The organism is Neorhizobium sp. T25_27 (assembly GCF_002968565.1).
In the GTDB taxonomy this organism is placed as follows: Bacteria; Pseudomonadota; Alphaproteobacteria; order Rhizobiales; family Rhizobiaceae; genus Neorhizobium; species Neorhizobium tomejilense.
In genome coordinates this window covers 169,764-196,517 of sequence record NZ_PVBJ01000007.1, presented here as the reverse complement: position 1 = coordinate 196,517, position 26,754 = coordinate 169,764, and the positions used below count along the sequence as shown (strand labels likewise).

27 protein-coding genes are annotated in these 26,754 nt (G+C 59.8%); 18 read left to right on the top strand and 9 right to left on the bottom strand.

Annotation, left to right across the window (positions count from 1 at the left end):
- Nucleotides 1–293 precede the first annotated feature (293 nt).
- From C5J24_RS20160 to C5J24_RS20105, 12 genes are all read left to right on the top strand, one after another.
- Nucleotides 294–734 carry a helix-turn-helix domain-containing protein gene (locus C5J24_RS20160; protein WP_105403366.1) on the top strand — a complete coding sequence of 147 codons (441 nt, stop codon included), beginning with the start codon at nucleotides 294–296 and terminating at the stop codon, nucleotides 732–734.
- Between the two features lie 12 nt (nucleotides 735–746).
- Nucleotides 747–2,558 carry a peptide antibiotic resistance protein gene (locus tag C5J24_RS20155; protein ID WP_105420343.1) on the top strand — a complete coding sequence of 604 codons (1,812 nt, stop codon included), beginning with the start codon at nucleotides 747–749 and terminating at the stop codon, nucleotides 2,556–2,558.
- A gap of 33 nt (nucleotides 2,559–2,591) precedes the next feature.
- Complete coding sequence (locus tag C5J24_RS20150) at nucleotides 2,592–2,810, top strand: hypothetical protein (protein WP_105403364.1); 219 nt, start codon at nucleotides 2,592–2,594, stop codon at nucleotides 2,808–2,810.
- A gap of 19 nt (nucleotides 2,811–2,829) precedes the next feature.
- Nucleotides 2,830–3,981 carry a YcaO-like family protein gene (locus C5J24_RS20145; RefSeq protein ID WP_105420341.1) on the top strand — a complete coding sequence of 384 codons (1,152 nt, stop codon included), beginning with the start codon at nucleotides 2,830–2,832 and terminating at the stop codon, nucleotides 3,979–3,981.
- Entirely contained in the window at nucleotides 3,978–4,673 is a 696-nt protein-coding gene (locus C5J24_RS20140) for a TfuA-like protein (RefSeq protein ID WP_105420339.1), read from the top strand. The genes C5J24_RS20145 and C5J24_RS20140 overlap by 4 nt, the downstream gene beginning before the upstream one ends.
- A 90-nt stretch (nucleotides 4,674–4,763) precedes the next feature.
- The gene (locus tag C5J24_RS20135) at nucleotides 4,764–4,982 is read left to right on the top strand and encodes a hypothetical protein (protein ID WP_172724065.1); all 219 of its coding nucleotides are present in this window, start codon (nucleotides 4,764–4,766) and stop codon (nucleotides 4,980–4,982) included.
- A 1,003-nt stretch (nucleotides 4,983–5,985) separates the two neighbouring features.
- Nucleotides 5,986–6,375, top strand: a complete 390-nt coding sequence (locus C5J24_RS20130) for a cytochrome c family protein (protein WP_105403360.1) — start codon at nucleotides 5,986–5,988, stop codon at nucleotides 6,373–6,375.
- Nucleotides 6,376–6,504: 129 nt separating this feature from the next.
- Complete coding sequence (locus tag C5J24_RS20125; RefSeq protein WP_105403359.1) at nucleotides 6,505–7,320, top strand: cytochrome c oxidase subunit II; 816 nt, start codon at nucleotides 6,505–6,507, stop codon at nucleotides 7,318–7,320.
- A gap of 49 nt (nucleotides 7,321–7,369) precedes the next feature.
- Nucleotides 7,370–9,148, top strand: a complete 1,779-nt coding sequence (locus tag C5J24_RS20120; protein WP_105403358.1) for a cytochrome c oxidase subunit I — start codon at nucleotides 7,370–7,372, stop codon at nucleotides 9,146–9,148.
- Entirely contained in the window at nucleotides 9,145–9,864 is a 720-nt protein-coding gene (locus C5J24_RS20115; RefSeq protein WP_105420335.1) for a cytochrome c oxidase subunit 3, read from the top strand. Before C5J24_RS20120 ends, C5J24_RS20115 begins: the two co-directional genes overlap by 4 nt.
- A gap of 37 nt (nucleotides 9,865–9,901) precedes the next feature.
- The gene (locus tag C5J24_RS20110; protein WP_105420333.1) at nucleotides 9,902–10,621 is read left to right on the top strand and encodes a heme-copper oxidase subunit III family protein; all 720 of its coding nucleotides are present in this window, start codon (nucleotides 9,902–9,904) and stop codon (nucleotides 10,619–10,621) included.
- A 7-nt stretch (nucleotides 10,622–10,628) separates the two neighbouring features.
- Nucleotides 10,629–10,991, top strand: coding sequence for a cytochrome C oxidase subunit IV family protein (locus tag C5J24_RS20105; RefSeq protein ID WP_046664679.1), 363 nt, complete (start codon nucleotides 10,629–10,631; stop codon nucleotides 10,989–10,991).
- A gap of 28 nt (nucleotides 10,992–11,019) precedes the next feature.
- Here the strand turns inward: C5J24_RS20105 and C5J24_RS20100 are convergent, their stop codons facing one another.
- A complete protein-coding gene (locus C5J24_RS20100) occupies nucleotides 11,020–11,844 on the bottom strand; it encodes a DUF2189 domain-containing protein (protein ID WP_105420331.1) in 825 nt (274 codons plus the stop codon).
- A 452-nt stretch (nucleotides 11,845–12,296) separates the two neighbouring features.
- Between C5J24_RS20100 and C5J24_RS20095 the strand changes: the two genes are divergently transcribed.
- Nucleotides 12,297–13,265 carry a methyltransferase gene (locus C5J24_RS20095; RefSeq protein WP_371674729.1) on the top strand — a complete coding sequence of 323 codons (969 nt, stop codon included), beginning with the start codon at nucleotides 12,297–12,299 and terminating at the stop codon, nucleotides 13,263–13,265.
- Here the strand turns inward: C5J24_RS20095 and C5J24_RS32685 are convergent.
- Nucleotides 13,151–13,942, bottom strand: a complete 792-nt coding sequence (locus tag C5J24_RS32685; RefSeq protein WP_172724064.1) for a helix-turn-helix domain-containing protein — start codon at nucleotides 13,940–13,942, stop codon at nucleotides 13,151–13,153. The two genes, C5J24_RS20095 and C5J24_RS32685, sit on opposite strands and share 115 nt — an antisense overlap.
- A 101-nt stretch (nucleotides 13,943–14,043) precedes the next feature.
- Here C5J24_RS32685 and C5J24_RS20080 point away from each other — a divergent pair, with 101 nt between their 5' ends.
- The gene (locus C5J24_RS20080; RefSeq protein ID WP_105420327.1) at nucleotides 14,044–14,568 is read left to right on the top strand and encodes a cupin domain-containing protein; all 525 of its coding nucleotides are present in this window, start codon (nucleotides 14,044–14,046) and stop codon (nucleotides 14,566–14,568) included.
- An 83-nt stretch (nucleotides 14,569–14,651) separates the two neighbouring features.
- Here the strand turns inward: C5J24_RS20080 and C5J24_RS20075 are convergent, their stop codons facing one another.
- Nucleotides 14,652–15,575, bottom strand: coding sequence for a GlxA family transcriptional regulator (locus C5J24_RS20075; RefSeq protein ID WP_105420325.1), 924 nt, complete (start codon nucleotides 15,573–15,575; stop codon nucleotides 14,652–14,654).
- A 90-nt stretch (nucleotides 15,576–15,665) separates the two neighbouring features.
- Here C5J24_RS20075 and C5J24_RS20070 point away from each other — a divergent pair, with 90 nt between their 5' ends.
- Nucleotides 15,666–16,208, top strand: coding sequence for a cysteine hydrolase family protein (locus tag C5J24_RS20070; RefSeq protein WP_105420323.1), 543 nt, complete (start codon nucleotides 15,666–15,668; stop codon nucleotides 16,206–16,208).
- 414 nt (nucleotides 16,209–16,622) lie between these two features.
- On the opposite strand, the gene C5J24_RS20065 is transcribed toward C5J24_RS20070, so the two are convergent.
- The gene (locus tag C5J24_RS20065; protein WP_105403344.1) at nucleotides 16,623–17,009 is read right to left on the bottom strand and encodes a nuclear transport factor 2 family protein; all 387 of its coding nucleotides are present in this window, start codon (nucleotides 17,007–17,009) and stop codon (nucleotides 16,623–16,625) included.
- A 153-nt stretch (nucleotides 17,010–17,162) separates the two neighbouring features.
- Between C5J24_RS20065 and C5J24_RS20060 the strand changes: the two genes are divergently transcribed.
- Nucleotides 17,163–18,047, top strand: a complete 885-nt coding sequence (locus tag C5J24_RS20060) for a helix-turn-helix domain-containing protein (protein WP_105420321.1) — start codon at nucleotides 17,163–17,165, stop codon at nucleotides 18,045–18,047.
- Between the two features lie 6 nt (nucleotides 18,048–18,053).
- Here C5J24_RS20060 and C5J24_RS20055 read toward each other — a convergent pair whose 3' ends face one another.
- Both C5J24_RS20055 and C5J24_RS20050 read right to left on the bottom strand, forming a co-directional pair.
- Nucleotides 18,054–18,455: a hypothetical protein gene (locus tag C5J24_RS20055; protein ID WP_105420319.1), complete on the bottom strand. Its 402-nt coding sequence runs from the start codon at nucleotides 18,453–18,455 to the stop codon at nucleotides 18,054–18,056.
- Nucleotides 18,456–18,688: 233 nt separating this feature from the next.
- Nucleotides 18,689–20,242: an MFS transporter gene (locus C5J24_RS20050; protein ID WP_105420317.1), complete on the bottom strand. Its 1,554-nt coding sequence runs from the start codon at nucleotides 20,240–20,242 to the stop codon at nucleotides 18,689–18,691.
- A 196-nt stretch (nucleotides 20,243–20,438) separates the two neighbouring features.
- Between C5J24_RS20050 and C5J24_RS20045 the strand changes: the two genes are divergently transcribed.
- Nucleotides 20,439–21,329: an alpha/beta fold hydrolase gene (locus C5J24_RS20045; protein ID WP_105420315.1), complete on the top strand. Its 891-nt coding sequence runs from the start codon at nucleotides 20,439–20,441 to the stop codon at nucleotides 21,327–21,329.
- A 335-nt stretch (nucleotides 21,330–21,664) separates the two neighbouring features.
- A complete protein-coding gene (locus C5J24_RS20040) occupies nucleotides 21,665–23,659 on the top strand; it encodes a PhoX family phosphatase (RefSeq protein ID WP_105420313.1) in 1,995 nt (664 codons plus the stop codon).
- Nucleotides 23,660–23,793: 134 nt separating this feature from the next.
- Here C5J24_RS20040 and C5J24_RS20035 read toward each other — a convergent pair whose 3' ends face one another.
- From C5J24_RS20035 to tsdA, 3 genes are read right to left on the bottom strand one after another with little or no spacing between them, the layout of a single operon-like run.
- Complete coding sequence (locus C5J24_RS20035; protein ID WP_105420311.1) at nucleotides 23,794–24,642, bottom strand: dioxygenase; 849 nt, start codon at nucleotides 24,640–24,642, stop codon at nucleotides 23,794–23,796.
- A gap of 19 nt (nucleotides 24,643–24,661) precedes the next feature.
- Complete coding sequence (locus C5J24_RS20030) at nucleotides 24,662–25,726, bottom strand: maleylacetate reductase (protein ID WP_371674692.1); 1,065 nt, start codon at nucleotides 25,724–25,726, stop codon at nucleotides 24,662–24,664.
- A gap of 25 nt (nucleotides 25,727–25,751) precedes the next feature.
- On the bottom strand, nucleotides 25,752–26,732 hold the full coding sequence (tsdA, locus tag C5J24_RS20025; RefSeq protein ID WP_105420309.1) for a gamma-resorcylate decarboxylase: 981 nt from the start codon (nucleotides 26,730–26,732) through the stop codon (nucleotides 25,752–25,754).
- Between the last annotated feature and the right edge of the window lie 22 nt (nucleotides 26,733–26,754).

Sequence of the window (26,754 nt, the reverse complement as noted above, 5' to 3'; positions counted from 1 at the left end):
GATCTCGGAATTGCAAAAGACTGCTAGGAACGTTTCGAAGCGCGGAATAGCGAGTTAGAGAGCAAGCGAGGCGACGCAGATGATCTTCGCCATCGAGAAGCCTTGGCTAAAAAACGCCTGCGGAAGTGTCCCGACAGAAACTCCGCGCCCAGATCAGGCGCACTGGAAAAGCTTGGAAGGCGCGCAGGTCGTGGTTTGCCATGAATCTACATGGTGCACACCTTTGCCGGCAGGTCCCAGTTGCACGAAGTCTCCGTTTATACCACTGTGTAGCGGTGACAGAGGGTGCAGTGATGGATCAGAAGAAGCCGAACCCGATTGATATACATGTTGGATCAAGGATCCGGCTGAGGCGGGCCATGCTGAAGATGTCTCAGGAGAAACTGGCCGACGGGCTTGGGATTACTTTCCAGCAAGTGCAGAAATACGAAAAGGGAGCCAATCGGGTTGGCGCCAGTCGTCTTCAGATGATTGCAACTATACTGGACACGCCTGTTGGCTATTTCTTTGCCGATGCGCCAATCCCGTCATCGACGACCGATAGCAAGCCTGTCGTGCACGAGGAAGATGCGGTGACCTCCTTTCTGGCAACCCGCGAGGGGGTGGAACTCAATCTGGCATTCCAGAGGGTGGCGAATGCGAAGCTGCGCCAAAACATCGTTCAACTGGTCAAATCCCTGGGGGCCCCGTCAGGTCTGGATCGCGATCACGCGGATCCGGGCGCAACGCGTTAACGGATCGTTCCGATGCTCCGGCTTGTGACATTCGGAGGCCTTTGGCTTGCTGACGAGGACCGAGGGACGCTGCCACTGCCACAGAAGGCACTGTTCGGCCTCGCCTATATGTTGGCCAGCGGTGAATTTGAACTGCCGCGAGATTATCTGGCGCGACTGCTTTGGGCAGGCGATCAAGACGCCGCCAAGATCAACTTTCGAAAAATGACCGAGCGCGTGCGCAAATGCGCCGTGGACGGCTGGCCCGCGCCACTCGATTTCACGGCTTCGACCGTACAGCTATCCGCCGAGCCCGTTGAGGCGGATTTCTCCGTCTTCTCCAGTGATCTTGAAGCGCTGCCGCGATTGAACGCAATGTCGAAATTGATGACGCGGCAGTTTATGGATGAAGCCAATTTACCTGTCGGCCTAAAACCATGGGTCGAGAAACAACGGTCGGTCCAGTGGCAACGTTTTCGCGCGGGGCTCTTCGAGGCACAAGCTGCCGCGGCAAGTCGGTCGGAATGGGCCGATGTCAAGGATAGCGCAAAACAACTCCTCGAACACGATCCGGGCGATTCCGCCGTACGCGAGGTGCTGCTTGGGGCGCATCGTCATGAAGACCAAATTGGATCCTCTAGATCATCGGTCAGTCGAGCTGAGTTCACGTTGCCCGTAGGGACAGCAGTCGTCCCCTCAATGCCCACGGAACTGCCCCGGCTGGTATTGCTTCCCCCCCAGGAAGCAGAGCAAAACGCGGCTTATCCAGCCCGCGCATTGATGGAAGATATCACGATAAGTCTTTGCTCCTTGAGGACGGTGGCGGTCGTTGCTCCGTATACGGCTGCCCGCATCCGGCAGGATGCGGATAAGATGGCTCAGCTGGAGAGACATTCCATCTCCTACGTCCTCGACACCAACATCAGCAGCGAAGGTCTCTTCGTGCAGATGATCTTCCTTCCCTCGGACAGCGTTTTGTGGGCGGAACGCTTCCGCCTCAATGCCAGCTCACTTGCTTCACACCGCAGACAAGTGGCGCAGATGATCGTGATGGCCATCAGCGGCCACCTCCAGCGCACCGAAATTGTGCTCGCCGATTACCGTGCTCATCCGGATGTCTATAGGTCCTATCTTGCAAGCGCCCAGCATCTCAACAAGTTCACGCTCCCTGACGTGCGCCGGGCTAGAAATGCATTTCGAGAAACGCTGCGAATGCGCGGGGATTTCGCGCCGGCGTTGGCGGGTTTGTCCCGTACCTACTCCTGGGAATGGGTCTTGACGGCACGGGGAGAGACCGAACTGCTGGTTCAGGCGGAGGAAACGGCAAGAAAAGCGGTGGCCTTGGAGCCGGAACTGGCATCGGCGCACCGCGAGCTTGGGCTATCGAGGCTTTACCGCGGCGATGTCGACGGGAGCCTAGAGGCATTCGATCGCGCGGAGGGATTGAGCCCACACCTTGCCGACGCAATATGCGGGTATGCCGACGCTCTGGTTCATGCATCGAAGCCCGCCGATGGGTTGGCAAAGATCAACAAAGCGATCCGCTTAAATCCGATATGCCCCGACGATTATTTCTGGATTGCGGCCGGCGCCAGCTATTTCCTGGGTGAATTTCATCAGGCTATCAGCTACATCGACCGAATGGGCGACTCCTCGTCGGCCCGGAGATTGCTTGCGGCGAGTTATGCTATGGCTGGCGATACCGCGAAGGCACGCGCCCATCGCCGCAAGGCTCAGGAGCTCAATCCGCAATTCGATCTCGACAAATGGCTCTCCGTGCTGCCGGTCAAAGAGCAATGGCAGAAGGAACTTTACCGGGAAGGCCTGGTAAAAGCCGGTTTTTAGATTTTTTAGTACCTAAAACCAAGGGGGTAACATATGGCAAGAGTTGTGATAATCGGGCTGCCCGGAGACAATCAGCTTTATCTGGCGGACATTGATGCGGGAACCGTCCTGCCGATGCAGCCGCCCGTTTCCGGGCCGCTGGCTGCGGCAAATGATCTTAGAAATGCAGGGGGAACAATTGTCAAAGACGTCAATTTGGCGGTTGCAGTCTCTTCCTCCGAACAGGCTTTCTCTGGTGTCTTCGATGGCTAAGCTGCCGACGGCGTAAGCGATGGACCGCATCTGCTCGCCCGAGGAGACCTATGAGCGGGTGCGTCCTTTTCTGAAGACGCTCGGGATAACCCGCATTGGCCGCCAGACCGGGCTCGATCATATCGGTATTCCGGTCTGGTGCGCCTATACTCCAAACGCCAAATCGATCGTGGTTGCTCAAGGCAAAGGGCTTACCGATGCCGATGCGAGAACATCCGCGGTCATGGAGGCCATAGAGCGGGCTGTCGCTTGCGATCCGTTCCTGTCAATCGAGACTGTCTCCGCGTCAGCTCTTTCAGATGCCGACGAGCGGGTCGACTTGCTTGTACCGCTTCTTGGCCGGAACCAGTCCCCTCCCCGAGCAACCGACATTATGGCATTTGCGGCGGGAGAAGACCTCTTCGGTTCTGACCGCGTCTACGTTCCGGCCGAAGCCGTGTCCCTCGATCGGAGCCTGTCGAACTGCCGGTACTGGCAATCTTCGGATGGCCTTGCATCGGGCAACACGCATGACGAGGCCATTTTCCACGGCCTTGTCGAGCGCATCGAACGCGACGCTCATGTCTTGTGGCAGGTTCTTCCTGAATCCGGTCAGCACTCCAGGTGTCTGGAGCCCGACGCATTCAGCGATGAGGACGTTAGGTCCCTTATCGCGAAAATCGAGGAAGCGGACATCCTGCTGCGCATGTTCGACATGACAAGCGATATCGGCATACCGTGTATCGGCGCCTTCCTTGCGGCGAAAACCGCGCTCGCGTCCCATGCGCCACGGTATGTCGACGTGACGTTCGGCTGTGGTGCACATCCATCCAGCGAGCGCGCTGCAGTGCGCGCGCTGACGGAAGCCGCACAGTCCCGGGTCACCTATATCAGTGGCGCACGTGACGACGTATTCCATGAGACCTATCGGCGACCACTGCCGGAGAGGTTGTTAAAGTTGTTTTCTGCTGATCCTTCACGCGGCGTGCCCTTGCCCGGTCCGAACGACCTTGCAGGAATCTTGGGGAACTTGAAGCGGTCGGATATCACGCAAGCAATCGCCGTTCGATTGAGCGAGCCGACATCACCTTTTGCGGTCGTCAAGATATTGGTGCCCGGACTGGAAAGCCCTGAGGGAGAGCGCCGGCGCAGATTTGGCGACAGGGCGATGACAGCATCGTTTACCTCATGAAAGTACTCTTTGTCGGTCCAAGCCTTCCGGAGGCAAGACGTTTCGTCACTGATGATATAATTGTAAAGCCGCCGGCGATGCAGGGAGATGTGCGGCTGGCGGTCGACGAAGGTGCGCGGGCCATCGGATTGATCGACGGCTCCTTCGAATATGTCGCCCCCGTCTGGCACAAGGAAATTCTCTACGGTCTATCAAAAGGCGTTGCGGTCTTTGGAGCGGCGAGCATGGGTGCCTTGCGGGCGGCAGAGTGTCACGCCTTCGGCATGACTGGCATTGGCGAAATCTTTGCGGCCTATGCGAGCGAAACCCGTGTCGACGATGCGGATGTCGCACTGCTGCATGGACCGGAAGAGCTTGGATATGTCGCCGTCACCATCCCGATGGTCAATGTAGACGCTACCGTCGCCAACTGTTGCACGCACGGTCTCATCAGCGATCAGGAGGCAGAGCTGCTCAAAGAAAGGGCGCGATCTTTGTTCTTCAAGGTCCGCAGCTGGAACGCAATCGTCGCAAACTGCCCGGAAATTGCGAGTGCTCGCACCAACGAATTGCTGCGAATTCTTCGCCACAACTATGTGGACCAAAAAAGAGCGGACGCCATCGCCCTGATCGACGCTCTGCGCCGGGCCGACACGTATTCTCCCTCCACCCACTTTGAATTTAACCGAACGTCTCTCTGGCGTGATGGCTAGCGTCATCAGCCATGCGTTGTGTCACGGCGATGTCACGCCCGACGACCCTCAAAGAGTTTTAGATTGCCCACACAAGTTGGGGGTCGGTGCATGGCATACTCGGATTTGCAAACTGATATGGAAGTAGAACTCGTCGCTCTGGCGAGGCTAGTGATCTACGCGAGAGAGATCGCAAAAGGCCTCAAATCGGTCGAGGTCGAGGCTGGACTTTCCGTGACGCTTGAAGCGATCACCAAGGAGCTTACTGGTGATCCAGATGTTACGGCGACCAAGCACTCACGCAAAACATCAAGTCAAACCTATCAATGAGCGGGAACCGCGATCGGATCATGGTCGACGGTTGAGGTCGCTGGACGGTGCAGTGGGGGCGGCACGAAGGGCTCGACGGGCGGTATGGAAGCACGTCGAGCCCTTGCCGCAGTGGGGGTAACCGCTGGGGGCGGCCCTGCGGCAGTGGAACTTCCACACGGCTGTCGCCGTCGTCCAGTTCGGTCAGGGAGTGTAGCGAATATCTGGTAAACTTCCACCGCAACCGACGAGTATTGGGACAACTTTTGCAGGCACATGATCTCGTGGGCGCACCGGGTCAGCGCGCCGGCAATCAACTCCGGCGGAATACCATCAAAATTGACGAGAAGCTTCCGGAGATCGGCGGTGAGATCTTTGGTCAGCGCCACAACATTGCTTGAGACCGCCAAGCTCTCTCTCGGGTCAGCAATCGTCGCTGGCGTGTTCAGGGGGCCATTGCCCTCAAGTCGAGAAATCGAATGGATTTGGTTGGACTCGGTGAAAAATCACGGACAAAATTGGATGAGACTGGCATGAACGCGAGACCATCAAAAGCATCTTCTGCTGAGGAAAGCATATCGGCCTTCGGAGTGACCACGCCCAATAACACGTCTGCTATGAGCCTGCGCGGTCCACAGCGGCCGTGGGTTCAAGTTGACCGCAGAACGGTTGCTGTTTCTCTAGGCCTTCTGAGCGGGCTTTGGTTATTGGGAGCCGCAATCCTTGTCTATCTACTCACATAGAGCGCTGATTGATCTCATGCTGCACTGCGTGTCGGTCCCGCGTTGAAGGCCTCCTGGCAGACGGCGCGGACCCCTCGGGGCTTCCAGCCGTCACAGGTCCAGGCTTTCTTGATCGCATCCTCAAAGGGCCATTGGGCCAGATATGATCCGCGAACCTCTTGTGGGGCCGGTTGACTTGCCAACCCGGAGGACTACTCTTTTAGTGATCGCAAACATATCCGCGCGAAGATGACGGCGGATGATGTGGCAATTGGGCAACCTTGAGGAGGATGAGGTTTGCCATGACCTATCGTGTTGTTCTGTTGATCGGCGCGTCCATCGTCGCCGTTTCGTCGCTTGATGCCCTAGCTCAGGAAGGTGACGCGACGGCGGGCGCCACCGTTTTCAAGAAATGCGCGACCTGTCATGTCGTCGATTCCGACACGAACAAGGTCGGTCCGTCGCTGAACAAGCTGTTCGGCCGAAAGGCCGGAACACATCCCAATTTCGCCTATTCGACCGGGATGAAGGCGGCCGGAGACGGCGGTCTTGTCTGGGACGAGGCGGCGTTGCGCGACTATCTGCACAATCCAAAAGCGAAGGTGAAGGGCACCAAGATGGCCTTCGTTGGTGTGAAGGACGAGCAGGAGATCACCAATCTCATCGCCTATCTCAAGCAATATTCCCAGTGACAGTCTGAGAGACGACCGGGTGGACATGCCTAAATTGCAGTAATTGCCCATCTTTTCCATTCGTGCGATAATAACCCGTATTTCTGCAGAATGTGGTTTCACGGTCGACCTGCTCAGGGAGGGGCGGAAATGGCTGTTGTGCTGATTCTCGTCCTGATTGTCGTCGGCTCCGTGCTGTTCCATGTGCTGAGCCCGTGGTGGTGGACGCCGATCGCGTCCAACTGGACCTATATCGACAGCACGCTCGTCATCACCTTCTGGATCACCGGCATCGTCTTCGTGGCGGTGGTTTCGTTCATGGCCTATTGCGTCTTCCGCTTCCGGCACAAGCCAGGCAGCCAGGCGGCCTATGAGCCTGAAAACCGCAGGCTGGAATGGCTGTTGGCATCGGGAACGGCAGTCGGCGTCGCGGCGATGCTGGCGCCCGGCCTCGTGGTGTGGAACCAGTTCATCACGGTGCCTGACGATGCCGTACCGGTCGAGGTCGTCAGCCAGCAGTGGCTGTGGAGTTTCCGCCTGCCGGGCGCGGACGGAAAGCTCGGCCGTGCGGAGACGCGCGACGTCAGCCCCGAAAATCCGCTCGGCCTGAATAAGAACGACGCAAGCGGCCTCGACGACGTGATCATCGAGGGCGGCGAGCTGCATCTGCCGGTCGGCAAGCCGGTGCGCATATTGCTGCGCTCCGTCGATGTCCTCCACGATTTCTATGTGCCGGAATTCCGCGCCAAGATGGACATGATCCCCGGCATGATCACCTATTTCTGGTTCACGCCGACACGGACGGGAAGCTTCGAGATTCTCTGTGCCGAGCTCTGCGGCATCGGCCATGCGCAAATGCGCGGGACCGTCGTCGTCGAGGAAGCGGCGGACTATCAGACCTGGCTCGGGCAGCAGCAGACATTCACCCAGCTTATGGCATCGGGAGAGCCGCGACCGGCAAACTGAACCGGTGAAACGGTTTCAGGCAGCATCGGAAGGAAAGGGAAGAGACATCATGGTCGAGATTCCATCCGGCAGCGCAGGCGCCATCCCCTCCGCCGAGGTCGAGGATGTCGAGCTTTATCATCCGAAAAGCTGGTGGACGAAATATGTATTCAGCCAGGATGCCAAGATCATCGCCGTGCAATATTCGCTGACCGCCATCGCGATCGGCCTCGTGGCGCTGGTGCTCTCCTGGCTGATGCGTCTGCAGCTTGCCTTTCCCGGCTATTTCGCCTTCATCGATGCCGATCACTATTATCAGTTCATCACCATGCACGGCATGATCATGGTGATCTATCTCCTGACCGCGCTGTTTCTCGGCGGCTTCGGCAACTATCTCATTCCTCTGATGGTCGGCGCGCGAGACATGGTGTTCCCTTATGCGAACATGCTGAGCTACTGGATCTACCTGCTGGCCGTACTGATCCTGGCCGCGGGCTTTTTCGCCCCCGGCGGCCCGACAGGTGCCGGCTGGACGCTCTATCCCCCGCAGGCCGTCCTGTCAGGTACGCCCGGCGGCAAGGACTGGGGCATCCTCCTCATGCTCTCCTCGCTGATCGTCTTCATCATCGGTTTCACCATGGGTGGCCTGAACTATGTGGTGACGGTGCTGCAGGGACGCGCGCGCGGCATGACGCTGATGCGCATGCCGCTCACCGTCTGGGGCATCTTCACCGCCACCGTGATGGCGCTGCTCGCTTTCCCTGCCCTGTTCGTCGCCTGCGTCATGATGCTGTTCGACCGCCTGCTCGGCACGAGCTTCTTCATGCCTGCCATCGTCGAAATGGGCGAGCAGCTGCAACATGGCGGCGGCAGCCCGATCCTGTTCCAGCACCTGTTCTGGTTCTTCGGCCATCCGGAGGTCTATATCGTCGCACTGCCGGCCTTCGGCATCGTTTCTGACCTGATCAGCACGCATGCGCGCAAGAACATCTTCGGCTATCGCATGATGGTCTGGGCGATCGTCGTCATCGGCGCGCTCAGCTTTATCGTCTGGGCGCACCATATGTATGTCAGCGGCATGAACCCGGCCTTCGGCTTCTTCTTCGCCACCACGACCTTGATCATCGCCGTCCCGACGGCGATCAAGGTCTACAATTGGGTGCTGACGCTATGGCGCGGCGATATCCACCTGACGCTGCCGATGCTCTTTGCGCTCGCCTTCATCGTCACCTTCGTCAATGGTGGCCTGACGGGCCTGTTCCTCGGCAATGTCGTCGTCGACGTGCCACTGTCGGATACGATGTTCGTCGTCGCGCATTTCCACATGGTCATGGGCGTGGCGCCGATCCTCGTCATCTTCGGTGCGATCTGTCACTGGTATCCGAAGGTAACGGGACGGATGCTGAACGAGACGCTCGGCCAGATCCACTTCTGGACCACCTTCCTCGGCACCTATGCGATCTTCTTCCCGATGCATTACCTCGGCCTGCTCGGCGTGCCGCGCCGCTACTTCGAGATGGGAGAGACGGCTTTCGTTCCGCCTTCGGCCCATACGCTGAACATCTTCATAACGGTCATGGCGCTGATCGTCGGGGCCGCGCAGATGGTTTTCCTGTTCAATCTGGTCTGGAGCCTTTTCCGCGGCAGGGAGGCAGGTGGCAATCCATGGCGGGCAACGACGCTGGAATGGCAGACGCCGCAGACGCCGCCTGCCCACGGCAACTGGGGCAAGGAGCTGCCGGTGGTCTACCGCTGGGCCTATGACTACAGCGTGCCGGGAGCGGCCGAGGACTTCATTCCGCAGACCGTGCCGGCAGATGGCGGCGTTACACGGGAGGTTCCGGCATGAGCGTCACGCTGATCTTCCTTGCCGTTATCGCCGCCATCATCGTCTGGTGGCTTTCCGGACAGCGGCTGGCCTCGAAACCCTGGCTCGAAACCGGGTCCGTGCAGTTGCCGGATCATCACGGCGCCGATCGGCAACAGCCGCCCGTACCGGCGGTGAAGATCGGCCTCTTCGTGTTTCTCGGCGTCGTCGGCGCACTCTTCAGTCTTGCCGTCAGCGCCTATTTCATGCGCATGGCATCGACGGACTGGTGGGGCACACCGGTTCCCCGGCTGCTCTGGGTCAACACCGCAGCACTGTCCTTAAGCAGTGTCGCGCTGCAATGGGCGAGAAGAGAAGCGGGGCACGGCCACATGGAGAGCCTGCGGCCGGTGCTTGCCGCCGCATTTGCGCTTGCCCTCTTTTTTCTCGTCGGACAGGTCCAGGCATGGCGGGAACTGACGGCGGCCGGCTACTTGCTGGCCGACAATCCCGCCAACAGCTTCTTCTACATGCTCACCGGACTGCACGGCCTGCATATCCTCGGCGGGCTCGCCGTGCTCGCTCACACGACGGTCAGGGCATTCGCGAGCGACGTTCAGCCGGACAGGCTGCGCCTCAGCATCGATCTTTCCGCCATCTATTCGCATTTCATGCTCGCCGTCTGGCTCCTGCTCTTTGCGCTCTTTGCCGGCTGGGCGAATGACTTCTTCGATCTCTGCCGCACATTGCTGACCTAGGGGCCGAACCAAGGGAGCTCAACCAGGAGATTTGCAGATGGCACAGACTATCGGGACACATGGCGAGCCAGACCTCAGGCCGACGGGCCTGCGCGGTGTCGCCGCCGATTTCGCGTCGGATCAACGCGCCTTCAAGACCGCCTCCTGGGGCAAGGCGATGATGTGGATCTTTCTGCTCAGCGACACCTTCGTCTTCGGCTGTTTCCTGATCGCCTATATGACCGCCCGCATGTCGACGCCGGTCGCATGGCCCAATCCGAGCGAGGTCTTCGCGCTGCATATCGGCGGCCAGGACGTGCCGCTGATCCTGATCGCGATCATGACCTTCGTGCTGATCTCGAGCAGCGGCACCATGGCGATGGCGGTCAATTTCGGCTATCGCCAGGAACGCCACAGGACCGCAATGCTGATGCTATTGACGGCGCTCCTCGGGGCAGGCTTCGTCGGCATGCAGGCCTTCGAATGGACGAAGCTGATCACCGAAGGCGTGCGTCCCTGGGAAAACCCCTGGGGGGCAGCACAGTTCGGATCGACCTTCTTCATGATCACCGGCTTTCACGGCACCCATGTCACGATCGGCGTCATCTTCCTCCTCATCGTCGCCCGCAAGGTCTGGCGCGGCGATTTCGACCAGGAACGGCGCGGTTTCTTCACCAGCCGGAGAGGCCGCTACGAGGGCGTCGAGATCATGGGCCTCTACTGGCACTTCGTCGATCTGGTCTGGGTCTTCATCTTCGCATTCTTCTATCTGTGGTGAGGTCGTCATGAACGAGACAACGGCGCATGCACACATCCAATCTGGACAGCAGCTCCAAACCGGGCAGCAGCATCCGATCCGGCTCTACCTCTTCGTCTGGGGCCTGCTCTTCGTACTCAGTGCCTTTTCCTACATGGTCGATTATCTCGGCCTCCAGGGTTATCTCAGATGGACGCTGATCCTGTTGTTCATGATGGCGAAGGCTGGGCTGATCGTTGCGGTCTTCATGCACATGGCCTGGGAGCGGCTGGCGCTCGTCTACGCCATCCTGCTGCCGCCGCTACTGGTGCTGGTTTTCGTCGCGCTGATGGTATCGGAAGCGGACTATACGATATTCACCCGCCTCGCCTTCTTCGGCACTGGTCCCTGACGGGCAGTGCCGAAGCCGGTTTTCCGACCTACCGACCGGTGCCGCTCCCCAAGACGGATTCCGGTTCAACAACCTTGCGATACAGATGCCAGGTCGCGTGCCCAAGTACGGGGATCACGATAGCCAGACCGGCAAAGAACATCGCAAAGCCGACGACCAGAAGCACCGCCACGATGAGGCCCCAGAGCATGAATTCCATGGGATTGACCACGAAGGCTTTCATCGAAGTATAAACCGCTGTCGCCGCACCGGTGTCGCGATCAAGAAGCAGCGGAAATGCAATGACTGTGGTGCAAAGCACGGCCAGAGCGAAGAGGAAGCCGACAGCAATTCCGTAGAGGATCAGCTGCCAACCCCTGCTCGTCGCGAACACCTCGTTGACGAAAATCAACAGCGATTCCGGCCGTTCCGGCCCGAACAGGCTGACATAGAGCGACTGCGCCGTCAGAAGCCACAGGATAAAAATCACCGCCAGCATAAGGCCGATGGCAAGGATTGCCGGGACCGCCGGGGAATGCCTGATTTCGAGCGCATGCTGCCAGGAAGTGTCAAGGCCAAGCTCCCGCCGACGGCTGATCTCATAAAGACCAAGCGCCGCTATCGGACCGATCAGGGCAAAGCCTGACATGAGCGGAAACAGCAGCGGCAGCGCATTGGCGCCGGATGTCCAATACGCCAGGACCACGCCGGCCATAGGGTAGATCAGACAAAGAAAGACGTAGTGCGACGGCTTGGTCCAGAAATCATCCAACCCCTGACGCAGCGAGGTGAAGACATCCGCCACATGGATGCGCCGCACGGTGGGATAGGCCGCCTTCCTGGCGCCTCCCGCGATCACGTGAAAATGTGCCATAACAATTCCTCTCCATTCTTGTCACAGACAACAACGACCACAACGGATACCCACGTGAGGAACGGCGCCATAGGACTGAACCTGCACGCGTGAAGATTATACACCCCCGGTCGAAACTTGACCAGCGGCGCACCCTACGGCGCAGAATTGCTGCGCAAGTCAGCCGGCTGCGGCCAAATGACATAAGTTTCAACCGTAACCAAATTTTCTCCTTCTGAAATCGTAGCGTAGCCCTGCGCACCCAGATTTGCACCTGAGCAGACAGGAGCCACAGTTCGCCGAATGGATGGCCACAGGCCAGCCGGTTGCGGCTGTGACATGCTCTGAAAGAGAGGTGATCATGGTCAGTCAATTTTCGCAGGCAGCACGTCCGGCCAAGCATATGAACGTCCAGCCGATTGCTACGCCGGAGCTTCCTTCCGCCGTCCCGCTGATGGCGCTTTCGCCGGGTTCTGGGCCTTCAAGACCCTGGCCGCTGCCACGAGCTGGACCTCTTCAGCCGCCTTGCGGGCGGCCCGGGCGCGACTGCCGGCGAGCTGGCGCAAGCGCTCGGTCTACATCCACGCCCGGCCGAGATGCTGTTGACCGGCTGCGCTGCACTCGGGCTTCTGGAGAAAACGGACGGCCGTTATCGCAATACGCCGTTAAGCGAAGCCTATCTCGTGCGCGGGACACCGAACTACTTCGGTGGCTTCGTGCTGATGGCCGACAAGCGGCTCTACGCGGGCTGGGGCAAACTTGTCGAAGCGCTGCCAACGAACCGGCCAACCACGTGGGACCCGGAGGTACAATCCTCGCTGTTCGACGGCGAGGATCCGACAATGCTGGCGTACTTCTGGGAAGCGATGCATTCGATGTCCGCGATGAGTGCGCGCAAGCTCGGCGAAGCCATGGATTTCAGTCGTTTCCGCCGGCTGCTGGATATCGGCGGCGGATCTGGCGCCTATGACATCGAACTCTGCAAGCAATATGACGCGCTTTGTGCTACCGTGTTCGACCTGCCGCATGGCGCCGAGATCGCCGCAGGCAAGATTGCCGTGGCCGGCCTGGCTGACCGCGTGGATACCGTTGGCGGCAGCTTCTTCGATGGTCTTCCGGAGGGGCATGACGTACATCTTTTGTCGATGGTCCTGCACGACTGGGACGAGGCGACGAACCGCGCCCTGCTGCGCCGGTCCTTCGAGGCTTTGCCGAGCGGCGGTGCAGTCGTCATCAGCGAGCTTCTTGTCGATGACGAAAAGACCGGGCCAGTGTCGGCCGCGCTGATGAGCCTCAACATGCTGATCGAGACGGAAGGAGGACGAAACTACACGCCGGCCGAATATTCGGCATGGATCGAGGAAGCCGGATTTAGGCACGTCGAGACGGTCTGGTTCGACGCGCCCGCCGCCAGCGGCGGCGTAATCGGCCGCAAGCCGTAAGGTGTAAAACAGAGTGGAATAGGCGTTCTGCCGTCCACCCCCAAGAATATGCCCCTGATCTGGAAAAATGGGAGGCCGAAATGCCTCACAACGAAACCCGCAGCAGCCGTAAGTTGTCGAGAGTGCGCCCGCCTGGATTCGCGCTGAAAACCACAGTGGCTGTAATCCGGGTTCTCATAACCTGGCAACTGACCATCACAAGACGTCGGGCAATCGCACATTTGTCCCCCGAACAGCTGAGAGATATCGGTTGTTCCGAGGTTCCCGCGCCAGTATTTGAAATCAAGCCATGTCTGATCACGAACCTGATGTCGATGAAGTAGCGAACTGAATTCCGACGGCCGACAACCGGCGATCAAATGATCGGTGGCACAATCCATACCGCCCAACTGAGCCCACATCTGTGGGGGCGGCGATCCCGCCGATCCTTCGCGGCGATACCGGTCGAGCCATTTGCGGACCGTTCGCAGGCAGACGCCTGCGGTTTTCGCGACCGCCCGCTGCGTCTGTCCGCTCTCGACCTGCATAACAATTGGCTCTCGATCGCGTGGCGTCAGCCGGGCATTCTTAGCCAGCGCCTGACCTCTCGAAACGGACAAGCGGTTCTTCGGGAATTTCTCGAAGCTGCAGAATCTCTTCCCCTGGATAGACGACACTGAAGCTGCCAGCGGGGTCATCGAAGCCTACCAAGCGCGAAAAGCGGCTTGAAGGTCCTCCAGGCATCGAATGGTTTCCTCAACCCTTTGCCTGGGCGATTCGTTCGAGGAAGGAGCAGACAATGCGCGACATCGAAAGCAAGGAGTTCGTTCTTGCAGGCATCGTCATGAAGTGCCTGTTGTCCGGAGAACAGACCGCCGGCCAGTTTTGCCTCTTCGAGAACAAGAGTGACGGAAACACGAAGATACCGATCCATGTCCACACCAGGGACGACGAGACGGTTTACGTCATAGAAGGAGAACTGACCGCGGTGCTCGATAGCCAGCCTCGACGCCTGACTTCGGGCGAGAGCATCTTCCTGCCCCGCGGCATTCCACACCAGCTTACAAACATGAGCGGCAATCCTTGCAGATACATCTTGATCGGGACCCCCGCTCTATTTGAACGCTTTCTCGAGGAGGGTGGCCACGAACTGCAGCCGAACGAAATCGTAGGAACGCCGACGCCTGAGGAGATCGAGCGTCTCCGCGAGGCCGCGCCAAGATTCGGCATCACCTTGCTCCCGGATTGGCCGCACCCAAGTAACGCTCGGAAGGTCTTTTATGGGGCCGCTTGCAGACCGTCCGCTTTGGGCCGGCTGGAATGATGGCGGACCAAACCGGGAGCTGCTGCTTAAGCGGCGGCTGGTCTATAGTGCATCAGGCCCCTATCCTTCATCAACAGCGGATACTACGCGCGGAAACGTCGCCGGTACTCGGATGGCGACAGACCTACGATCCTCTGGAACACCTTCCTGAACGCGCTTGCATCCGTGTACCCAACGCGCCAGGCGATCACTTCCACGGGATACTTGCCGAACTGGAGCAACTCGCGTGCCTTGTTCATGCGGAACCGCTGGAGGTACTCGGTGACCGTCATGTCCGTCGACTTGCGGAACCGGCGCAGGAAGGTCCTTTCCTCGAGCCTCGACTTGCTCGCCAGGTCGGCGAGCGTGATGTCGTCCGCGAACGACGCATGAAGCAAGTGCTGCGCGCTGAGCACCGCCGTGTCACCGTGGTTCAGGCTAGGCACAAAGGTACTGTAATATCGCTGTTCCCGGCCGGGAGGATCGATGAGCAGTGTGCTTGCGGTCTCCATCATCGCCGTGGGGCCGAGGTAGCGCTCGACGAGCTTCAGCCCTAAATCCGTCCAGGCCATCATGCCGCCAGCGGTGATGATGTCGCCGTCATCGATAATCAGCCGGTCGACGTCTAGATTGACGTCGGGGAAGCGCGCCACGAATGCCTCAGCAGCGCCCCAATGAGTGGTGGCTGACCGCCTGTTCAACAGGCCGGTTTCGCCCAAAATGAAAGCGCCGACGCAAACTGAGGCCAAGATCGTGCCGGCTGAATGCAATCGTCGCAAACCCGCTGCGAAAGTACGGGCGACCTCAGAAGGGACTGGTCCCCCTTTGCCCGAAGGAACGATGACCACGCTTGGGTGGCCGCTCGGTTCGGTAGGGACCAGATAATCGCTCTCGATCCGCCATCTCGCCACTCTCAGGGTCGGTCGGTCAGGGCGGTTGGCGATCTCAAATAGGTCTGCAAGGCCGAGTAGAGCGGCCTCCTGCGCGCCAGGGTACTCTAGCAAGCCGATGTCGATGGTTTCGGGCATATGTCGTTTCCAACCCGTTCTTTGTCATTACCGCCAATAGCGTCATCTTTGGTTGCCGTCCATAAGAGACGCTTCGAAAGGATGAACTCCATGAACAAGCAAGCAATCGTTGTCGTCGATTTCCAGAACGACTATCTCACCTCGGGATCTTGGCCGCTGATTGGTATTGACGCCGCCGTAAAAAAGGCGGCCGAGGTGATCAAGCATGCCCGGTCCAAGGGTGTGCCTGTCATCCACGTGCGCCATGAGAGCCCCGAGGGCGCGCCATTCTTCGTCGCCGGCTCTCCCGGCGCAGAGATCATTCCGGCAGTCGGTCCCAACGGCGGTGAGCAGGTCGTGGTGAAGAATTATCCGAACGCGTTCCGGGACACTGACCTCAAGGCCAAGCTCGATGCTGAGGGTGTCACGGATGTGATCATTGTTGGCGCCATGACACACATGTGCATCGACGCAACCGCCCGAGCTGCCGCCGACCACGGCTACAACGTCACGGTCGTCCAAGACGCCGCAGCCACACGCGACGCCGAGTTCAACGGCATGATCGTGCCGGCAGGCCAGGTCCACGCGGCCTTTATGGCGGCACTTGGCTTCGCCTATGGCAAGGTCGTCGCAGCCGATGATTTCCTGAAGTAGCTATTGTGGGCTCGCGTACCGCCTGCCTCTGCGCGGCTGGCGGGACGCTTGGCTCACGCTTCACATCGCGTACCTGACCTGGAACTCGTCGTGGTAGATGACTTCTTCGAAGCGAAGCTTCGGGCCGTGCTTGACCATTAGTTTCTCGACGATTGCGCCGAGCGTCTCACGATGCCCTTTAGCGCGGAGCTGAGCAGAAAAGTGCCCTCGCCCTTGTCGCGCGGCATGCGCCTGAGTTCTTCCCAGGCCAGGTCCACTGCGTTCTTCTACGACCGAGATATCCAGATCACCGAAATGCGCTGATAGGCGGTCAAGACGAGCTGCCTGTTGTTCGCGGTCATCGTAAAACTCGTGGAATTTGGAAAACAGTATGGGCGGGGACGCCTTGGTCCGCCGCCGTGGCTCGGTGACGTTTCAGCCCCAGAAGGCGTCTTCCTGCTCGGGGTTCGAGGAGAACAGCCACACTTCGACGATCTTGCCGTCGGCGATGCGCAGCAGATCAATACCGGGCTGGTTGACCTGGGCGCCTTCACGTTGGCCGGCGAACTCGATCTCAATGGCCACCAGGTTGCCGTTAGCGAGATAGCGATGGGCATGGGTGATGGCGAAACTGCCGCCAGACCTGGCCATCATGGCACCCATCATGGCGCCGAATTCGGCAATTCCATTCTTGGTGCCCGAGAACTGGTTGGCGCCCGGCTGATGCCAGATAACCTGCGGGGAAAGCAGGCTGCCAAGCGTGGCCTGATCGTTGGTCTGGACGGCTTCGATGTAGCTCTGTGCGATATCGATATTGGTCATTTTCTATCTTTCATTGCCGATGTTAAACCTGCCGGGGAGAAACCGCGCTATTCATGGAGTGGTAATAACGGGCGATGCGCCATGCTGTCGTGGTGCATACGGGCCAAAATCTGATACTTAATGGACATCTCTGCTGATTGATGAGGGCAAAACATGGCAAGGAACGCGTCAAAGGTGGATCAACTCGCGTACCGTCCGCGGGGTCGCGAGCTCGACGTCGAGGTCTTCCGCTTCACTGACTTGCGGCACCGGGTCGCCCGCGCGGAAATCCTGGCGCTGTACCACTATACCTTTCACACCCTGATCTGCGTCACCGATGGTGCGGTGACCCAGCTGGTGGACTTTCAGCCGGTCACCTGCTCAGCCGGATCCCTCCTCGTGCTCAGGCCAGGGCAGGTTCACAGCTTTGGCAGTGATGAAGGGTGGGATGGATGGATGGTGCTGTTCCGGGCCGAATTCCTGCCATCAGAAGCGCAGACGACCGCCGATCTGTTGCCGGCTCTCGGTCTGGACCGGCTGCCGGACCATTTGTCGTTGTCGACCGCGGACTTTCATGCCGTCAGCGAGATCATCACCAGGATGCAGCTGGATGCGGCGATCGACGCGATGGCCAAGGATGTCCACGCCCTGCTGCGATACCAGCTTTGCGCACTGCTTTTACGGCTGACAATTCTGCAGGACCGGCAGGTGGGCGGTGCCGACGCGCGGAGCTTGGCTGTGCAGCGCTTCGCCAAGTTTCGCCGGCTGGTCGAACAGAACTATGCTGGCTGGCATCAGGTATCCGCCTATGCGTCGGCTCTGGGCTGTACGGAGAAAAGCCTGACGCGAGCGGCGTTGGAGGCCACCGGCCAGAGCGCCAAGAGCGTCATCACGGCTCGTATTGCCCTCGAGGCAAAACGGCTCCTCGTTCACACCGACCGGCCCATTTACCTTATCGCCGAGGGCCTGGGCTTCGAGGAGGCAACCAACTTCGCCAAGTTCTTCAAGCGTGAAACGGACCGCACCCCGATTGGCTTTCGTCGGCAATACAAGGGCTAGTTATGGCTACCTTTCGGCTCCAGTGAGGGTGGCCAATATTGAAGGCGGCTCTGTTGCTGTGGCCGCCCGTTTTTCCGCGAGCAGTTCGTCCAGGATGCCGTTCAGCGTGGCCAGTGGCGTGCCGGTGGCGGGAAGCTGGTGGACGCTGGTGCCATCGATCCAGAGCAGCGTCGGATATGAAGATACCCGCAGGGTGCGGGTCAAGGCGAAGTCCGCTTCAGCCTGAGCTTGTGCTACGCCACCGGTAAGGGACTGCAATACCTTGCCCTTATCGAGACCATTTGCGGACGCTATGGCAGCGACGGTGCTCGACTCGGAGAGGCTGAGGCCATGAGCGTAGAATGCCGCCTGCAGCTGCTTGGCCCAATGGACGGCACGATCGGGAGCCTGCGCCCGCAGGGCGGCCATGGCGGTTCCGGCAGCACCTGGTTCGCCGCGTGCCTTATTGTCGAGCTCCCTCGACAAACCTGGTCTGGAGCTTGGTTTCCAGCCGTCCCCGCGTGCCGATTTGCAGGAGAGCGAAGGGCCAGACATCCGCTGGGATGCAGCAGGCGAGCGCGCTCGAACGTAAGTCCTCAGCTGAGAAATTACGTTGACAGGATCAGCAACCTAATGGCTCGCCGATGTAACCACCTTTTTTCTCAATGGGCAGACGCAACGGCCTGCTCGTCGATATTTGCGCGGGCGTAGATCTTTCGGGCGATGACTGCGAGCACGAGCAGCGTCGCCATCCCAACTAGGCAACAGCTGGCAAAGCCTGTCGAGAAAGACTGGCGGGCCGCGTCAAGCCAGGCCGGCACGACGCTCTCTTGAAGAGCCCTTGCGGTTTCGACGGCGCCGCCGATCGTCGTTTTCACCGCTGCCCTCTCAGCGGCATCGAGGCCTGCAACATTCACCCCGTCCATCAGCATGCGATAGATCAAGGTGCCGAGGCTGCCGAGCAACGCGATGCCCAGCGCGCCACCGAATTCGGCACTTGTCTCCGAAATCGCCGAGGCGGAGCCCGACTTTTCCGGCGGCGCGCTTCCGACGATCAGGCCGGTTGTCGTCAGCACGACCGGCACGAAACCGACGGCGATCACCATGGTTGCGCCGAGAACTCCGAACAGGCTTTCGCAATAGGCGGCGATCGACATCAGAAACATGCCCGCAGAGTTTATCAGCAGGCCCAGCAATACGGTACGGACCGGGCCGAAACGGTTGGTGAACCGATAGGCTTGCAAGGACATGACTGTGAAGACGATCGATGAGGGAACCGACCAGAGAGCCGCTTCGAGCGGTGTGAGGCCAAGCACGAACTGGAGGAACAGGTTCTGGTAAAGAAAGACGCCGAACACGAAGAACATCCCGGCAAGGTTTACCAGAAGCGAGGCCGTGAAGGCGGGCAGAGCAAAGAGCTTCAGATCGATCAGGGGATCCGGCAGGGTTTTCTGACGGCGCACGAACAGCCAGCCGACAATGAGCCCGCCGCCGATGGGAAGCAGATGACGAATGTCAAAACCGTCTGCCGCCACGTGCTTGAAGCCATAGATGATTGGCAGCACGGTGGCGAGCGACAGCAGTACGCTCAGGAGGTCAAGCCTGGCGCCGTCCGCGCTCTTGTATTCCGGCAGCAGGATGGGAGCTGCTATCAGCAGGATGAGCATGACCGGGATGTTGATGAGAAATACCGCCCCCCAGTGGAAATATTGCAGCAGAAAGCCGCCCAGGAGCGGCCCGATCAGGCCACCGAGGGCGAAAGCCGTGCCCCAAATTCCGATGGCGCGGTTACGTTCCGCCTCGTTGCTGAACAGGTTGACGATCAGCGACAAAGTTGAGGGTGCGATCGTCGCGCCGGCAATGCCGAGAAGCGCCCGCGACACGATGAGCTGTTGCGCGGTGGTAGAAAAGGCCGCAAGTGCCGAGGCGACGCCGAAGGCGGCGGCTCCGATCAGCAGCACGCGGCGACGACCGATCCGATCTCCCAGCGTACCCATCGTGACCAGGAAGCCGGCAACCATGAAGCCGTAGATGTCGTTGATCCAGAGGAGTTCGGAGGCCGACGGGTCGAGATCTGCGACGATCGCGGGAATGGCCAGGAACAGGATGGACAGATCCATCGAATAGATGAGGCAGGCAATCGAGAGCACGCAGACCCCGATCCACTCCCTGCGTCCGGCAAGGTTCTGGCCTGCTTTGGCACTTCCGGTATGCATGGAACTCCTCCTATAGCGGCGGCGGCAATGTGGCGCGCCAGATGATAAATGGCAACGCTCCAACCTTATCGCGCCCGGTTGGAGATGCCCCGATCCAGCCAGATGCGGTCACGACGGGGCGGACGGCAGGATTTTCAGGTGAACCAATTCACTCCTTGAATGTTGACATGCGGGTCAGAAAAACGAGGAGGTCGGCATGCTTGACGTGCAAAAGGCCAGGCATCAGACAGTCAAAGTAGATGGGGTAGACCTGTTCTATCGCGAGGCAGGGCGACGCGATGCGCCCGGTCTGCTGCTGCTCCATGGCCAACCCAGCTCATCCTACAGTTTCCGTGACGTCATCAGTCCCCTGGCGAGCGTCGCGCGGGTCGTTGCGCCCGATCTGCCCGGCTTCGGCTTTACGGAGGCACCCCACGACTACGAGTACACGTTCGACGCCATGGCGCGGACGGTCGATGCCTTGACGCGGGAAATCGGGTTGGAGCGGTTCTTCCTCTATATCCACGATTTCGGGGCGCCGGTCGCCTACTATCTGGCGCTGGCACGACCCGACCGCGTACTTGGGCTCATCATTCAGAACGGCAATGCCCATGAGGAAGGCCTCGGCCCAGTTTGGGGCGCCAGCAAAGCCTACTGGGCGGAACCTACCCTGGAGAACCGCGCGAGCCTGCCCGAATGGCTGAATTTCGAGGGGGTGCGGCACACATATGTTGGCGACATCCCAGATAGGCTCAAGCCGCAGTTCGCGCCGGAAGGCTGGCATCTCGACTGGGAACGGATGAGCCGACCCGGACTGGTCGAAATACAGTTTCGCATCTTCTGCAACTATGGCCGCTACGTCGCCCGCTTTCCGGAGATTTCGGCCTATCATCGCGATCACCAGCCGCCGGCGCTGCTAGTCTGGGGGCGGCACGACCCCTATTTCGAGCTCGATGAGGTAATGGCTTATGCCCGCGAGCTCAACCGATTGGATATGCATATTTACGACGGGGCGCATCTTCTGCTTGAGACGCATCATCAGGAATGCGCCGCCCTTATATGCGAGTTCATCGTAAATTCACAGAGCGCAATGCCCAAGTCGACATGACCCCACCGAGATCAAGATGGGTCCGAACCGGCCGGTTTTCGATCTTTTTCGCCCACTGACGCACACAGGACGGTGGCTGAGGCGCTGTTCGGCATAGGCTGCCGCATCGAGAACTTGCTTACCGCGCGGCGGGCTCCACCCTCCCCTGAAATACACTCCCTTGAAGGCCTCGCCCGCAGCGGTAACACTTATGGTTTCGCCGGCTTCAAAAAGATTTGGAACCCCTGAGACAAGAGAGGGACGGCGCGGCGATGCCTGTCGCATACCTGTAATAGTGTAACTTTAGGTTAGAACGGCTCCAGACTTGGGGCAAATCCTAACTTAGAGGCGAGCCAATGAACGAGCACACTTCCCAGAAGATATTCCCGACGACTCAGCTTGAAGACGCGGATGGCGATGGCCACAACACGAGCGTCAACCCGACCATGGGTGAAATCATCGGCAAGCGTTTCTCGCGCCGGAATTTTCTGCAGGGTTCGCTCGCCGTCTCGGCTATCGCGGCCACGGTCAGCCCGGTCGCCCTGATGAGCGCCGACGAGGCCCGTGCCCAGGACAAGAGCGGGTCCGCCTTCAAGTTCACCGAAGTGGAAGCCGGCGTTGATGCCAGCCACCACGTGGCCGATGGTTATGACGCCGACATCCTTCTGCGCTGGGGCGATGCCGTCCTACCCGGCGCGCCGAAATTCGATCCGACCAAACAGACGGCCGATGCGCAGAGCAAGCAGTTCGGCTACAACAACGACTATGTCGGCTACATTCCGCTCGAAGGTTCGAGCGAGCACGGCCTGCTCGTCGTCAATCACGAATACACCAACCCGCACCTGATGTTCCCAGGCCTCGTCAAGGTCGTGGATGGCAAGATCAAGCAGGGCACGCTCAGCAAGGAGCAGGTGGATGTCGAAATGGCGGCCCATGGCGGCACCATCGTCGAAATCCGCAAGGCCGGCGGCAAGTGGCAGGTCGTCACCGACGGCAAATACAATCGCCGTATCACTGCCAACACGCCGATGGAAATTACCGGCCCGGCCGCCGGCAACGATCGCCTGAAAACCAATGTCGATGCGACTGGCACGCGCGCCATCGGCACGATCAACAACTGCGCCGGCGGCGTCACGCCGTGGGGCACCTACATCATGGCGGAAGAGAATTTCCATGGCTATTTCTCCGGCAAGCTGCCGGAAGGCCACAAAGAGGCCGCCAACTACAAGCGTTACGGCGTTCCGGAAGGCAGCTACGAGTGGGCCAATTTCTACGACCGCTACGATCTCGCCAAGGAGCCGAACGAGCCGAACCGCTTCGGCTGGATCGTCGAAGTGGATGTCATGGACCCGGCCTCCACGCCGAAAAAGCGTACAGCGCTCGGCCGCACCAAGCACGAGGGCGCCGAATCGATCGTCGCCAAGAACGGCAAGGTCGTCTTCTATCTCGGTGACGACGAACGGTTCGACTATGTCTACAAGTTCGTGACTGAAGGCACGTTCAACCCGAACGACCGCGCAGCCAACATGAACCTGCTCGACAACGGAACGCTTTACGTCGCCAAGTTCAACGAAGACGGCACCATGCAGTGGCTGCCGATGATCCACGGCCAGGGGCCGCTGACCGCCGCCAACGGATTTAACAGCCAGGCGGACGTGTTGATCGAATGTCGGCGCGCGGGCGACGTGCTCGGTGCCACGAAAATGGACCGGCCGGAGGACGTCCAGCCGAACGGCGTCAACGGCAAGGTCTACGTGATGCTGACCAACAACACCCGCCGCAAGGCCGACCAGGTCAATGCCGCCAACCCGCGCGCAGAAAACGCCTTTGGCCATATCATCGAGATCGCCGAAAACGACGGCGATTTCACCGCGACCTCCGGCAAGTGGGAAGTGCTTCTGAAGTGCGGCGATCCTTCCGTTGCGGCGGTCGGCGCGACCTTCTCCACCGAGACCACCAAGAACGGCTGGTTTGGCATGCCGGATAACTGCGCGGTTGATTCCGCCGGTCGGCTCTGGGTCTCGACCGATGGCAATAACAACAAGGCGACCGGCCGAACGGACGGTCTCTGGGCCGTCGATACGGAAGGTGAAGCCCGCGCCACGTCCAAGCTCTTCTTCCGCGTTCCCGTCGGTGCCGAGATGTGCGGTCCACTCTTCACACCGGATGACGAAACCGCTTTCGTCGCCGTCCAGCATCCGGCCGATGGCGGCGAGGACTGGCCGGGCCATGGCCGTCCGTCCTATTACGAGGACCTTTCCACCCGCTGGCCGGACTTCAAGCCCGACATGCCAGTGCGACCTGCAGTCGTTGCGATCACCAAGGTGGGTGGCGGCAAGATTGCCGTCTGACACTATCAGCGCGGCGTCGAGCCGCAACGAGGGCGGCAGCGCGGCTGCCGCCTGGCCGTGAATGCCGGCCGGGGTGAGTGCATCACCCCGGCTCGCAGCAGACGGAGGTTATCCGACTTACGAAGTTAGAGAGTTCATCGGCGGCAATCCAAAGGGGTCAGGACAAAATTGAAATCGGAGCGCCAGATCGTCGCTTCATCGATCCGCTCGAAGGGAGCGATCAGGCTGTCCTTCACCCCAAAGACCGCATCCGACGCCAGATAGGGGTCATCGCCGACAAACGTGTGGGTGACGAGCTTCTGGTATCCCTCCGCGGTGATCAGATAATGGGTATGGGCAGGGCGATATGGGTGGCGGCCCAGCGATCTCAGCATCTGGCCGACCGGACCGTCATCGGGGATCGGGTAGGAAACCGGCTTGATGCCGACGAAACTATAGGCGCCGTCGGCGCCTGTCACGAAGATCCCGCGATTGTTCCATTTTGGCTGAATGTCCGGCTGCTGGACGTCGTAGAACCCATCGGAATTGTCCGACCAGACATCGATCAGCGCACCCTCGACAGGGTGGCCGTCAAGATCCAGCACGCAGCCGCTGAAAAGACAACTCTCGCCCCTGCCGTCCAGAGAGATCGTCTCTCCCATCTGGCGCACTGGCGCTCCTTCGACGTGAAACGGCCCGAACACAGTGTTTTCGGTTGCCCCTTCCGGCCGGCGATTGTTGATGGCATCGACCAGCATGGAAAAACCCAACGCGTCGCTCAGCAGGATGAATTCCTGTCGCTCGTCGTGACAAAGATGGCCTGTCCGGGTGAGGAAGCTGATTGCCGTCTCCCACTCCTGCTGGGTAAGGCTGACATCCTTCGCAAAGGCATGCAAATGCGTGACAAGCGATGCCATGACCTCGGCCAGCCGTGGCCCTATATCCTGGGCCATGCGTGCGTTGACCGCTTCTGCGGATTTTTCCTCGCTGAAATATCGAGACATTGAAACTCCTCCGAATGCGTTATTGCGGCCGCGCGCCCTCCCAGGCGTTTTGCAGCAGGGCGCGGATCGCCTGGCGCTCTATAGGACGCGGGTTCCAGTACGGGTTACGGGTGGCCAGATCGGCTGCACGGTCGAGATCTGCTTCCTTCATACCGAGATCTCTCAACGCCGTAGGCGCGTTGATCGACGCGGCAAAGTCGTAGAGACCGGCTCCCAGCGAGCCACCGAAGAGATCGGCTGCCGACTTCAGCTCATCTGCCGCTGCATGGGCGTTGTAGGCGGCGGAATGCGGAAGCACGATTGCATGGGTTTCTGAATGCGGCAGGTCGAAGCTGCCACCCAGCGTGTGGCAGAGTTTGTGGTGCAGGGCCATGCCAACGGTGCCAAGCACAGTTCCGCAAAGCCACGCTCCATAGAGTGCGTCCCCCCGCGCGCCGAGATCTTGCGGTTCGTTCAGAATCCGTGGCAATGCCTGCTTCAGAGCGCGCAGACCTTCCATTGCCATCATCGAGGAGATCGGATTGCGATCCCGTGCGTAGAGACCTTCTACGGCATGGGCCATCGCATTGAGGCCGCTGCTCACGCTCATGGCGACCGGCAATCCGACGGTCAATTCGGGGTCGTAAATGACGACCTCGGGCAGTATGCTGGCGGCCCGGACGGTCGTCTTTTCACCGTTTTCCGTCTGGCCGAGGATCGGCGTCACTTCCGAGCCGGCATAGGTCGTCGCTACCACGATCTGAGGCGCATCGTTGCGATAGGCGATCGCTTTCCCGAGCCCGATCGTCGATCCACCCCCGAGGGAAACGACGCAATCGGCTCCGGCGGCACGATAAGTTGCCATCGCCCGCTCGGTCACATCGACCGGCGTATGCATCGTGGCATCGGTAAACAGGCCGGCCGAAAGCGGGCCGAGGACGGCGGCAATACCTTCGGCTTCCGCACTTTGATGTGGGGTGGACAGGATCAGGGCGCGCTTGCAGCCCTGCCCCGTGATTGCGTCGGCGAGTTGGCCAAGCGAGCCGGGCCCGAAAATGACCCTTGCCGGACCGATATTGTATTGGAAGGACGCTACCACACCCATCAACTCCGTCTTCGTTGCGCCATGTTCAACGATCGAGCTTGAACAGCGAAAGTGCATTGGTCCTGCCGATCTTCAGGCGATCTGCCTCCGAGATCGTGGTGCTATCAAACCAGTCGGCGGCGTGGTCGATATTCTCGAACGGCCAGTCGGTGGAGAACAGAATCCTGTCAGCGCCGATTTCCAGCATGGCATCGATCAGCGACTGGGTGCGGAAATTCCCCGACGTGGTGATGTAGAAGTTCTCGTTGAAATAATCTGCGATGCGGCGCTTGGCGGGATAGCTCTTTTCGACCTTGACCCAAGCATTTCGGTTGTCGATCCGCCACATCATATAGGGCAGTCCCTCGCCCATGTGACCGACAATGATGCGCAGGCCGGGATGCTCGTCAAAAAGACCGGACCCCATGAGCCGCAGCGCATGCACAGCGGTTTCCTGTGCGAAGGCCCAGGTCGGGCCCATCAGCCACGAGTGGCCGGCATAGATCCGGCTATCCTGCGGCAGCGGGTTGCGCGGGTGGAGATAGAAAGGAACGTTGAGCTTCTCCATCTCCGCCCAGAACGGACGGTATTGCGGCAGGTCGTAGTAAAGCGGGGTCAAGCCGTCGCCTTCCTGCGAAAACCCGTTCACCAGCGCGCCGACGAAGCCCATCGTCGTCACGCAGCGTTGCAGTTCCCGTATCGCCGCATCCGGATCCTGCAGGGGCAGCGCCGCAAAACCCAGAAAGCGGTTGGGGTTCTTGAGGCATTGCTCCGCCAGGAAATCATTGGCGCGGCGGGAAATTTCCAGAGCCTTGGCCTTGTCCGGGATAGCCTGCACAGCCGGAGCGTTCAGGGAAAGGATCATCTTGTCGATGCCGTGAGCGTCCATCAGCCGCAGGCGCTTGTCCTGTATGTCCAGAAGGCGGGCCGATAGTTCCGTCCAGTAGTCTCCGGGCACGAAACCTGCCGAATCCTGCAGCGTGTCGGGAATGGCGAAGTGTTCTTCAAGCGCTATTTTGCCTTGCACGATACTCTCTCTTTTCTGTCTC

Excerpts from the sequence above, each read along its gene's own strand:
- C5J24_RS20145 (WP_105420341.1), top strand. The coding sequence starts at position 2,830 with ATGGACCGCATCTGCTCGCCCGAGGAGACCTATGAGCGGGTGCGTCCT.
- C5J24_RS20115 (WP_105420335.1), top strand. The coding sequence starts at position 9,145 with ATGAGCGTCACGCTGATCTTCCTTGCCGTTATCGCCGCCATCATCGTC.
- C5J24_RS20105 (WP_046664679.1), top strand. The coding sequence starts at position 10,629 with ATGAACGAGACAACGGCGCATGCACACATCCAATCTGGACAGCAGCTC.
- C5J24_RS20070 (WP_105420323.1), top strand. The coding sequence starts at position 15,666 with ATGAACAAGCAAGCAATCGTTGTCGTCGATTTCCAGAACGACTATCTC.
- C5J24_RS20160 (WP_105403366.1), top strand. The coding sequence starts at position 294 with ATGGATCAGAAGAAGCCGAACCCGATTGATATACATGTTGGATCAAGG.
- C5J24_RS20140 (WP_105420339.1), top strand. The coding sequence starts at position 3,978 with ATGAAAGTACTCTTTGTCGGTCCAAGCCTTCCGGAGGCAAGACGTTTC.
- C5J24_RS32685 (WP_172724064.1), bottom strand. The coding sequence starts at position 13,942 with ATGACCCCGCTGGCAGCTTCAGTGTCGTCTATCCAGGGGAAGAGATTC.
- C5J24_RS20155 (WP_105420343.1), top strand. The coding sequence starts at position 747 with ATGCTCCGGCTTGTGACATTCGGAGGCCTTTGGCTTGCTGACGAGGAC.
- C5J24_RS20060 (WP_105420321.1), top strand. The coding sequence starts at position 17,163 with ATGGCAAGGAACGCGTCAAAGGTGGATCAACTCGCGTACCGTCCGCGG.
- C5J24_RS20110 (WP_105420333.1), top strand. The coding sequence starts at position 9,902 with ATGGCACAGACTATCGGGACACATGGCGAGCCAGACCTCAGGCCGACG.
- C5J24_RS20040 (WP_105420313.1), top strand. The coding sequence starts at position 21,665 with ATGAACGAGCACACTTCCCAGAAGATATTCCCGACGACTCAGCTTGAA.
- C5J24_RS20130 (WP_105403360.1), top strand. The coding sequence starts at position 5,986 with ATGACCTATCGTGTTGTTCTGTTGATCGGCGCGTCCATCGTCGCCGTT.
- C5J24_RS20045 (WP_105420315.1), top strand. The coding sequence starts at position 20,439 with ATGCTTGACGTGCAAAAGGCCAGGCATCAGACAGTCAAAGTAGATGGG.
- C5J24_RS20080 (WP_105420327.1), top strand. The coding sequence starts at position 14,044 with ATGCGCGACATCGAAAGCAAGGAGTTCGTTCTTGCAGGCATCGTCATG.
- C5J24_RS20030 (WP_371674692.1), bottom strand. The coding sequence starts at position 25,726 with ATGGGTGTGGTAGCGTCCTTCCAATACAATATCGGTCCGGCAAGGGTC.
- C5J24_RS20120 (WP_105403358.1), top strand. The coding sequence starts at position 7,370 with ATGGTCGAGATTCCATCCGGCAGCGCAGGCGCCATCCCCTCCGCCGAG.
- C5J24_RS20050 (WP_105420317.1), bottom strand. The coding sequence starts at position 20,242 with ATGCATACCGGAAGTGCCAAAGCAGGCCAGAACCTTGCCGGACGCAGG.
- C5J24_RS20065 (WP_105403344.1), bottom strand. The coding sequence starts at position 17,009 with ATGACCAATATCGATATCGCACAGAGCTACATCGAAGCCGTCCAGACC.
- C5J24_RS20125 (WP_105403359.1), top strand. The coding sequence starts at position 6,505 with ATGGCTGTTGTGCTGATTCTCGTCCTGATTGTCGTCGGCTCCGTGCTG.
- C5J24_RS20035 (WP_105420311.1), bottom strand. The coding sequence starts at position 24,642 with ATGTCTCGATATTTCAGCGAGGAAAAATCCGCAGAAGCGGTCAACGCA.
- C5J24_RS20135 (WP_172724065.1), top strand. The coding sequence starts at position 4,764 with ATGGCATACTCGGATTTGCAAACTGATATGGAAGTAGAACTCGTCGCT.
- C5J24_RS20075 (WP_105420325.1), bottom strand. The coding sequence starts at position 15,575 with ATGCCCGAAACCATCGACATCGGCTTGCTAGAGTACCCTGGCGCGCAG.
- C5J24_RS20150 (WP_105403364.1), top strand. The coding sequence starts at position 2,592 with ATGGCAAGAGTTGTGATAATCGGGCTGCCCGGAGACAATCAGCTTTAT.
- C5J24_RS20055 (WP_105420319.1), bottom strand. The coding sequence starts at position 18,455 with ATGGCCGCCCTGCGGGCGCAGGCTCCCGATCGTGCCGTCCATTGGGCC.
- C5J24_RS20100 (WP_105420331.1), bottom strand. The coding sequence starts at position 11,844 with ATGGCACATTTTCACGTGATCGCGGGAGGCGCCAGGAAGGCGGCCTAT.